Consider the following 8,105-nt stretch of genomic DNA (forward strand, 5'->3'; position numbering starts at 1 on the left):
TAACTCCTTAACTCCTCGACTATTCAAGCCTAATATTAAACTTCTTCAATGCAATACCGAGTATCAACGCTGCCATTGCAGCGAGTATCATCACTTCTTTTGCCACCATATCTAGCCCCACGCCCATAATCATTAGCTTGCGAATGGCGGCAGTGAACCATCGTGTGGGAATGATACATGTTAGCCATTGCAGTACTTGTGGCATGCTTTCGATGGGATATATCATGCCCGATAGCAGGATGCTGGGCATCAACATCACCATACCCGATATGAGCAGGGCTTGCAATTGGGTGCTGGCCAACACGCTGATGAGCAAACCTATGCACAAGGCTAGGAAGATGTAGAGCAGACAGAGGGCGAAAATGGCGGACAGGTTGCCTGAGAGCGGTACGCCCAAAACGAAATGTGAGATGCCTAAGATGATGCACAAGATGGCAATAGACAACAGAAAATAGGGCACGGCCTTGGCGATGAGCATCAGTAAAGGGCGCGCTGGCGAGACGAGAAGAACTTCCATCGTGCCGCGTTCTTTCTCGCGAGCGATGCTTACCGAGGTCATCATGGCGCAGATAAGCAAGAGCAACATGCCCATGATGCCCGGAACAAAGTTGTAGGCACTTTTCATTTGCGGGTTGTATAGCAGTCGGGTGGTCACCATTGGTGTGCTGCCGATGCTTACTTTGCTGCCCTGTTGCAGGGCTTGGACAATGATTTGCGAGGCGTAGGCGGCTTGTAAACTCGACATATTGGGGTCGGTGCCATCGGTAATAAGCTGTATGCGCGCGCCGCCATCGTAACGATGGTCGGCAAAACGTGGCGAAAACACCACGGCGAGGTCGGCTTTCTGGTCGCGAATAAGCTGTTTGGCCTTCTCAACGGTGGGTGCGTTGTAGGTGTGAACGAAGTATTCGGAGGCGTCGAGCCGCTCTACAATCTGCTGCGCGACATTGTCCCACGGCGTGGTTACAACCACTAGGCGCACGTTTCGCACGTCTGTAGAGATGGCAAAACCAAAGAGCAACATCATTACCAGCGGCATGCCGAAGAGTATGAGCATGGTGCGGCGGTCGCGTAGGATGTGCCGCACCTCCTTGTTGACGAATGAAAAGAAGGTCTTCATCATTCACTCCTTTCTGCATTACGGGCAAGGAGGGTGAACACCTCGCCCAAATTGTCTTTCGCGTATTGGCGTTTCAGCTGTTCGGGCGTATCCAATGCGCGTATCTTTCCATCCACCATGATAGACAATCGGTCGCAATATTCGGCCTCGTCCATATAGTGTGTGGTTACGAATACGGTGATGCCGCCCTGCGCCGCCTCGTAAATCAGTTCCCAAAACTGGCGTCGGGTGTTGCCGTCTACGCCGCCCGTGGGTTCGTCTAAGAACACAACTTCGGGCCGATGCAGTATGCTTACCGAGAAGGCTAGCTTTTGTTTAAAGCCCAAGGGGAGGGTTTTAACTAGTCGGTTGGCCTCGTTTTGCAAGGTCAGTCGGTTGAGCAACTGTTCGGTTTTGCGTTTGATGTCGGCCGAACTCATGCCGTAGATGCCGCCAAAGAGGCGGATGTTCTCTGTTACGGTGAGGTCTTCGTAGAGCGAGAAACGCTGACTCATGTAGCCGATGCGCCGTTTGATGGCCTCGTGTTGCGTGCTAACGTCTAGTCCGGCCACGGTAGCCTTGCCGCCCGACGGCTGACTAAGGCCCGATAGAATGCGCATGGCAGTGGTTTTGCCTGCACCGTTGGCACCGAGAAAGCCGAATATTTCGCCCCTGCGAACATCGAACGAAATGTCGTCTACGGCATTAAACGTGCCGAAGGTTTTTACCAAATGGCTCACGTGGATAATGGTTTCGGCTTGGCCCAGGTTGCGTGTGGCGTTGTCGGTGGTGGGATTTTTCGTTGCCTCGCACACCTTATTAATATATAAGGGGCGTGTGGGTGGCGTGTGGAGAGCTTGTGGCAGGGGTGGCGTGGTTATCTCGTCGCATCGTTTTATCTCCTCTTGGTAGGGCGTAGAAACAAGGATGGTGATGCCTTGTTGTTTCAATCGGGCAAGCATATCCCAAAACTCGGTGCGCGAAACGGGGTCGACACCTGTGGTTGGTTCGTCTAATAGCAGCACGCTGGGTTGGTGAATAAGTGCGCAACTAAGGGCCAGTTTCTGCTTCATGCCGCCTGATAGCGCACCGGCGCGCCGCCGTTTAAAGGGTTCTATCTGTCCGTATATGTCCTTAACGTTATGATAACCGGCCTCAATGGTTGTGCCGAAGAGGGTGGCGAAGAAGCGTAAGTTCTCTTCAACGGTGAGGTCTTGATACAAACTGAACCGCCCCGGCATGTAACCCACGCGCTGTCGAATGTGTTTTAGTCCGCTCACCACGTCGAAACCATCTACCGATGCCGTGCCGCTGTCGGGCAAAACCAAGGTGGCAAGGATGCGAAACATCGAGGTTTTGCCTGTTCCGTCGGGGCCGATAAGTCCGTGCAGCGACCCTTTGGCCACGCTAAACGAGAAGTCTTTCAGGGCTTGTACCTCGCCGTAGCTTTTGCAGATGTTGTTTACTTCGATGGCGTTCATAACTTCACTTCTCCATACATGCCTATCTTGATGTAGCCGTTGTTCTTGACGCTGACCTTTACGGCGTACACCTGATCGGCCCTTTCGTCGTCGGTAAGAATGCTTTTGGGTGTAAATTCGGCCTTTGGCGAAATCCATGTAATGGTTCCTTCGTAGGCATGTCGGGTGTCGTCGCCATAGTCGGCGAACACCTTTACGCGCTGTCCCAGGCGCACTTTGGCCAGTTGGATTGAAGTGATGTAGGCGCGGAGGGTCATGTTACGGATGTCGGCCACTTTGAAAAGCGGTCGGCCGATGCTGGTAAACTCGCCTTGTTCAGCGTATTTCTCCAATACCGTACCCGTTATTGGCGACTTGATGTGGCATTTTTCCAATTGGTCCATCACCTCATAGCGTTGTATGTCGGCACCGCTCATCTGGCTGTTAAGGCTACGGGTGCTGTTTTGCAGCAGAGATATTTGCCCCTGCAATTGCTTTTGCAGCACGGCCACGGCGTTTTCGGCATCGTCTAGTTGCTTGCTGGTGGCTGCACCTTCTTTCAGCAATGCTTGTGTGCGACGTTGCTCAACAAGAGCCTTGCTGATTTGTTGTTTGGTGACGGCAATCTGCGCTTGTATGTCGGGACGTTGGTTAGCGAAGACTTCGCGTGTGGCTCCCACCTGCCTAGCTTTCAATTGTAACTGCACGGTATCGATGAGTCCTACCTGCTGTCCTGCCGTAAGCGTTGAGCCTTCGTTGATGTCGAAGGCCATCAGTCGCCCCGTTCCTTCGGCCGAAACCGTAACTTCGGTCGCCTCGAAGATGCCCGTTGCATCGTATTCTTTTTCGTTTCCACCGCAGGCAGCGATTAATAGCGCAAGTGCGGCGATGGTTATTGATGGATGTTTCATGTTAATTGTGTTGTTTCGGCCTCACCCCCGACCCCTCTCCAAGGGGAGAGGGGAGTGAAATGCCTTGTTGGTGAACTGCAAAATTGAAGTTGTTAGGAGTGCTTGCAATGCCATTCAAAATTTATTGACTTAACTACTAAGAGTGGAAAGGTGAGAGATTGAAGAAGTGAAACAATGGATGACGTCTCGTTTAGTCGCGTTTCTACGTCTAAATTATGAGAGATTGAAGAAATGAAACAATGACTAACGCCACCTCTGCATTTGGCTTAACTCCTTAACTCCTTAACTTCTTAACTCCTTAACTCCTCAAATCAGTTCATTCCCTTCACATACTTCAAGTTATATATCCCTTGTAACATCTCCACTTCGTGTGTAGAGCGATTTATTTTCGCGTTGTTTTCGCGCGTTATCTCTTGCAGCAGTCGGTCGGTGTCGATGATGCCGTGCGCCAATTTGGCCTCGGCAGCTCGCCTAACGCTCTGTCTAAGCGCAACAATCTCGTTGTCGGCAGCCATCGTTTGGCGCTTGCTTGCAATGGTTTCTTGCTGTTGCACCGTTTCCAACCGATTGTTGAAGAAGAACAATTCGCGGGCATTTTCTATCTCGGCCTGTGCCACCGACAAACGTTGCACGTTGTTGCGATGCGTGTATAGGTTGCCAATGTTCCACGCAAGGCGCACGCCAGCCAAAGCATTGAACGAAGGCGAGCGGCTGTTCATGTCTTTAAACATGTCGAAACCGGGGTAGCCATAGTAGGCTTGGCCGAACACACTCAGCGTGGGGAGCAGCGAAGTGCGCAGTGCGCGCTGTTGCGAAGTGATTAAACGCAGGCGTAGGTCTATGGCTTTCAGCTCTGGCCGAACGTCTTCCGCGGTCTGTTCGGTGGTTGCGGGCATCGGTTTTACAATGCTGTCTATGCGCTCAACGTTGCAAAACAGGGCCAACATACGGCAGAGCGCGGCGCGCGTGTGCTGCAATTCGTTGGCCATTTGCATGGCCGTTAGGCGTTCGGCTTTCACTTGGTCCACGTCGCTTTGCATGGCTACGCCCTGTTTTTGCAGCGCAGCGAGCTTGTTTTCGTTGCTTTGTAGCAGCGTTTGCAGGTCGCGATTAAGTCGCAAACGTTCGTCAACAAGCAAGATTCCGAAGTAAAGGTCGTTCACCCTTTGGCGCACTTGGTAGAGCGAAACGTCGGTTTGCGCCTCGTCTACCTGCTGTTGTAGCTGTGCCACTTCTTTTTGTGCGCTAATCCTTCCGCCGTCCCACAGCATCTGATTGACGTCCACTCCCACGCGATATTGTTCCTTCGCCAGTCCGCGTGTGCTTTGTCCCAGTGCCGCCATCATGTTAGATAGCTGTTCGGGCAGTTGCGCCACGCGGTTTTGCACCGTGCCTTGCGCCGCCACTTGCACCTGCGGTAGCCATCCTTTCTTGATGTTGGCGATGGTGTAGGCCGTGGATTGGGCATAGAGTGCGCGCCGCTTGATGAGCGGATAGTTCTGTTGTGCCTGCTGTTGACAGGCCTCTAACGTGGTTTGCGCAGGGCAAGCGGCGGCACACAACAGTGCGATGACTATTAATAATGTATGCTTCATCATTCCTTTCGTTTACTTCTCTTGATGCAAAATTACGCCGTTTTGCTTACATCCTTGTTATCCTTTACGGCCGATAAATGTTCTTTTAGTAGCTTTTTGCGCTTAATCAGGGTTTTTATGGGCGGTTTTTATTATCTTTGTGGAAATAAGAAAGGACGTGTTATGAACAATCAGACAATCGAAACTCTTACCATGGAGGAGATAAGAAGTAGGCTCAGCGTGCATGTTGCCGAACACGACATGCCCATAACTGAAGACGGTTTCACCATGCTTTATAATGGTCGAAACACCTTTGGCTTGGCCGTTGTGGCCCATTGTCCTTATCGCCTGCCTGGTATTCGTATCGGATTATTGAAGAAAGGCGAGATAAAGGCAACGCTTAATCTGCTTGAACGGAGTGCGCAAAGTGGCACATTAGGGTATTTTTGCGATGGTACCATCTTTCAATTCGACCAAATTCCGCTCGAAAGTGAGGTGGAAGGGGTGGTGATTGAGCCGTGGCTGATGGACGAATTGTTTCCGCAGGGCGTGCCAACGATGTTTAACGGGCAGGCGAAAGACGCGCTTATGCCTGCCAACGATAGGGACATCGCCAAGGTGGAAAGCCTTTACGAGAGCCTGATGCTCGTGCTTAGGGACAGACCTTACAACCGACAAGCGGCCTTAGCCATCATTACCGCGCTGTGTTATGTGTATAACGAGTGTTACGTTAGGGCCACAGAGCATCCCGCAGAGAGTCCTTCGCGGCAGCGTGTGGTGTTTGATAGGTTCATCGCCTTGGTGAACGAGCATGCCAAAAGCGAACATAACTTGGCCTTTTATGCCGATAAGCTGTGTCTGTCGCAACGCTATCTTAGTAGGGTTGTGTGGCAAACAAGCGGCGTGTATGCCAAAGAGTGGATAGACCGAGCCGTGATTACCGAGGCTAAGGTGATGCTGCGGCATGGACAGCTAACGGTGGCGGCCATATCAGAAGCCTTGAATTTTCCCAATCCCAGCTTCTTTAACAAGTACTTTAAACGGCAAACGGGACAAACACCCTTGGCGTTTAGGAATGGGTAGCATGTGTGTTTTTGGTATGTACAACAGAGAGTGAGTGGAACAGAAATTGGAACAGAAATAGTTGTAATGCCTGCAAAATGTGTTCGCATAAGTTGCGAAGATTAATAATTCTGGCTATCTTTGCAAAAAGAAACAGCAAAGATGGAAATAACCTTTGAGCAAGAATATTTGAGGGAGCTGTTTTATTTGGGTAAAACTCGTGATAAGAAACATCGTTTTCAACCGCAAGTTATACGGAAGTATATTAGTGTGTTGAACCTGATGAGCTCGCTTAATAGTACAGAAGACATGTATCGCTTTACCTCTTTGCATTATGAAAAGTTGGTAGGTGGCAAGGTCGGGCGTGAGTCTGTGCGAGTTAATGACCAATATCGTATTGAATTTCGCACGGAAATTAAATCCGGAGAACGGATTGTTACCGTTTGCAACATATTGGAATTGTCAAACCATTATAAATAAAATGATATGTCTAGTTTAGGTTATGGCTTTTATGCCACACATCCTGGCGAAGTGCTTAAAGACGAATTGGAGGCAAGGGGCATATCCCAGCGTAAGTTCGCCGAAAGTATCGGCATGGCTTATTCGGTTCTAAACGAACTATTGAATGGGCGTAGGCCGTTGAGTACCACTTCTGCCCTTATGTTTGAAGCGGCTTTGGACATTCCGGCCGAGCCCTTAATGGAATTACAGATGAAGTACAACATGCAGGTTGCACGAAAAGATACTACTTTGGCAACCCGTTTGAAGAAGATAGCAAAGGCGGTGGCTAGGCCTTAACAGGCGGCAAGGTGTGACGCATGCGCGTAATAGTTGTCTGCGATGTCGCTCCGCATGCGCTCTACGTATATCATGGCATATAATGAAGTCGCCTTGTCTTTTTAATGTTCTTTTCTCGTTCCTCGAAAAGTGCGTTTTCTCGCCATGACGATGTTCGAGCAAGCTCGGCATCGTTCATTTGGCTTAACGAAAACGTTCCTATAAATTGAGAGGAGTTTATTGTCTTTGTGCTGTAAAACCAATATAAACGTTCCACTCATGTACGAAGTGCTGGACAAAGATACAGTGAAATCTGAAATTCTGCCCCATTTGCCTGCGGCAAAACGTGGTTATGTGCCAAAAGGTGATCTGGCAGAAGTCATTCAATGCTTTCTCTACAAGTTGAAAATGGGCTGTCAGTAGCAGATCACTTCTGTGTTTGCATGATGCTGTTTCCGTTGGCCGTGAGCAGCATGCCCTGCAACCGCTTGCGCTGCTGGTCGTAAACGTACCTGCTTTCCGTCGCCGTTGCCTTTACGCGCGTACACAGCATAGTCTGTTTTGTCCTGTTTTTAGTAAGAAATTTAACATTATAGCTGCCCTTTTTATCCACCAATCGCCCGCCTTGCCGCAAAAAATCGATTCTCGCGGAGGTTTGTTTTGGTGCTAAAAGGGGTAGCAGGCGAATGTTGGCAGAATGAATATTTATTTGGATAGGGCGCCATTTATGCCAGTTTTCGGGCTATTTGCAGCAAAATGTAGTGCGTTTTGGTGCAAAATAGACTGCGTTTTGGTGCAAAATAGCGTGCGTTTTGGTGCTAAACGCAAGGTAAAATGGTGCTAAATGCAGTGCAAAATGCCGCTAAATGCAAGGCAAAAAGGCATAAAAATACGCTGCAATGGTATAAATAAAACCTTTTAGTGGCATGGAACACATGGCGAAAAAGGGTAAAATGGTTCTTAAAATGTGGTTTTTTAGGGGTAAAATGTGGGTGTTTGGGCTTGAAAAATTACGTACTAGCAACCAAACTAGAAAGCTAAAATGGTGCAAAATGCAGGCTTTTTCTTAAAAACGGACATATTGAAAGGCGTGAAAAACTTGAAATGATGGCTTTTTACCTACATTTTAGCCTATATTTTCGCTAGAACGGAGTGGAATTTTGAGCGGTATTGTAAAACAAAAGCAATAATTTAAGGTTTTGAGTTTCTGAGTTTGTATGTT

At 49.3% G+C, this 8,105-nt stretch carries 8 protein-coding genes and 1 pseudogene; 4 read left to right on the plus strand and 5 right to left on the minus strand.

What is annotated here, in order from left to right; genetic code table 11:
- Window positions 1-19: 19 nt before the first annotated feature.
- The 4 genes from HMPREF0670_RS09245 to HMPREF0670_RS09260 form a co-directional block, all read right to left on the minus strand.
- Window positions 20-1,123 carry an ABC transporter permease gene (locus HMPREF0670_RS09245; protein WP_009230891.1) on the minus strand — a complete coding sequence of 368 codons (1,104 nt, stop codon included), beginning with the start codon at window positions 1,121-1,123 and terminating at the stop codon, window positions 20-22.
- On the minus strand, window positions 1,120-2,580 hold the full coding sequence (locus tag HMPREF0670_RS09250) for an ATP-binding cassette domain-containing protein (RefSeq protein WP_009230892.1): 1,461 nt from the start codon (window positions 2,578-2,580) through the stop codon (window positions 1,120-1,122). Before HMPREF0670_RS09250 ends, HMPREF0670_RS09245 begins: the two co-directional genes overlap by 4 nt.
- A complete protein-coding gene (locus HMPREF0670_RS09255; protein ID WP_009230893.1) occupies window positions 2,577-3,470 on the minus strand; it encodes an HlyD family secretion protein in 894 nt (297 codons plus the stop codon). Before HMPREF0670_RS09255 ends, HMPREF0670_RS09250 begins: the two co-directional genes overlap by 4 nt.
- Window positions 3,471-3,781: 311 nt before the next feature.
- The gene (locus tag HMPREF0670_RS09260) at window positions 3,782-5,068 is read right to left on the minus strand and encodes a TolC family protein (protein WP_044078035.1); all 1,287 of its coding nucleotides are present in this window, start codon (window positions 5,066-5,068) and stop codon (window positions 3,782-3,784) included.
- Between the two features lie 159 nt (window positions 5,069-5,227).
- On the opposite strand from HMPREF0670_RS09260, the gene HMPREF0670_RS09265 reads away from it, so the two are divergent.
- The 4 genes and pseudogenes from HMPREF0670_RS09265 to HMPREF0670_RS16335 form a co-directional block, all read left to right on the plus strand.
- A complete protein-coding gene (locus HMPREF0670_RS09265; RefSeq protein ID WP_009230895.1) occupies window positions 5,228-6,127 on the plus strand; it encodes a helix-turn-helix domain-containing protein in 900 nt (299 codons plus the stop codon).
- A 141-nt stretch (window positions 6,128-6,268) separates the two neighbouring features.
- Entirely contained in the window at window positions 6,269-6,586 is a 318-nt protein-coding gene (locus HMPREF0670_RS09270) for a type II toxin-antitoxin system RelE/ParE family toxin (protein WP_009230896.1), read from the plus strand.
- A 6-nt stretch (window positions 6,587-6,592) separates the two neighbouring features.
- Window positions 6,593-6,904, plus strand: coding sequence for a HigA family addiction module antitoxin (locus tag HMPREF0670_RS09275; protein ID WP_009230897.1), 312 nt, complete (start codon window positions 6,593-6,595; stop codon window positions 6,902-6,904).
- Window positions 6,905-7,162: 258 nt separating this feature from the next.
- Window positions 7,163-7,303 (plus strand): annotated as a pseudogene (locus HMPREF0670_RS16335) (IS5/IS1182 family transposase); the annotation flags it as partial.
- Window positions 7,304-7,310: 7 nt separating this feature from the next.
- Here the strand turns inward: HMPREF0670_RS16335 and HMPREF0670_RS17435 are convergent.
- Entirely contained in the window at window positions 7,311-7,436 is a 126-nt protein-coding gene (locus HMPREF0670_RS17435; protein WP_009230899.1) for a hypothetical protein, read from the minus strand.
- Window positions 7,437-8,105 lie beyond the last annotated feature (669 nt).

Origin of the sequence: Prevotella sp. oral taxon 317 str. F0108 (assembly GCF_000162415.1) — a bacterium.
GTDB lineage: Bacteria > Bacteroidota > Bacteroidia > Bacteroidales > Bacteroidaceae > Prevotella > Prevotella conceptionensis.

What these genes read in the sequence shown, in the direction of transcription:
- HMPREF0670_RS09245 (WP_009230891.1), bottom strand. Translation starts at nt 1,123, where the DNA reads ATGATGAAGACCTTCTTTTCATTCGTCAACAAGGAGGTGCGGCACATC.
- HMPREF0670_RS09250 (WP_009230892.1), bottom strand. Translation starts at nt 2,580, where the DNA reads ATGAACGCCATCGAAGTAAACAACATCTGCAAAAGCTACGGCGAGGTA.
- HMPREF0670_RS09255 (WP_009230893.1), bottom strand. Translation starts at nt 3,470, where the DNA reads ATGAAACATCCATCAATAACCATCGCCGCACTTGCGCTATTAATCGCT.
- HMPREF0670_RS09260 (WP_044078035.1), bottom strand. Translation starts at nt 5,068, where the DNA reads ATGATGAAGCATACATTATTAATAGTCATCGCACTGTTGTGTGCCGCC.
- HMPREF0670_RS09265 (WP_009230895.1), top strand. Translation starts at nt 5,228, where the DNA reads ATGAACAATCAGACAATCGAAACTCTTACCATGGAGGAGATAAGAAGT.
- HMPREF0670_RS09270 (WP_009230896.1), top strand. Translation starts at nt 6,269, where the DNA reads ATGGAAATAACCTTTGAGCAAGAATATTTGAGGGAGCTGTTTTATTTG.
- HMPREF0670_RS09275 (WP_009230897.1), top strand. Translation starts at nt 6,593, where the DNA reads ATGTCTAGTTTAGGTTATGGCTTTTATGCCACACATCCTGGCGAAGTG.
- HMPREF0670_RS17435 (WP_009230899.1), bottom strand. Translation starts at nt 7,436, where the DNA reads ATGCTGTGTACGCGCGTAAAGGCAACGGCGACGGAAAGCAGGTACGTT.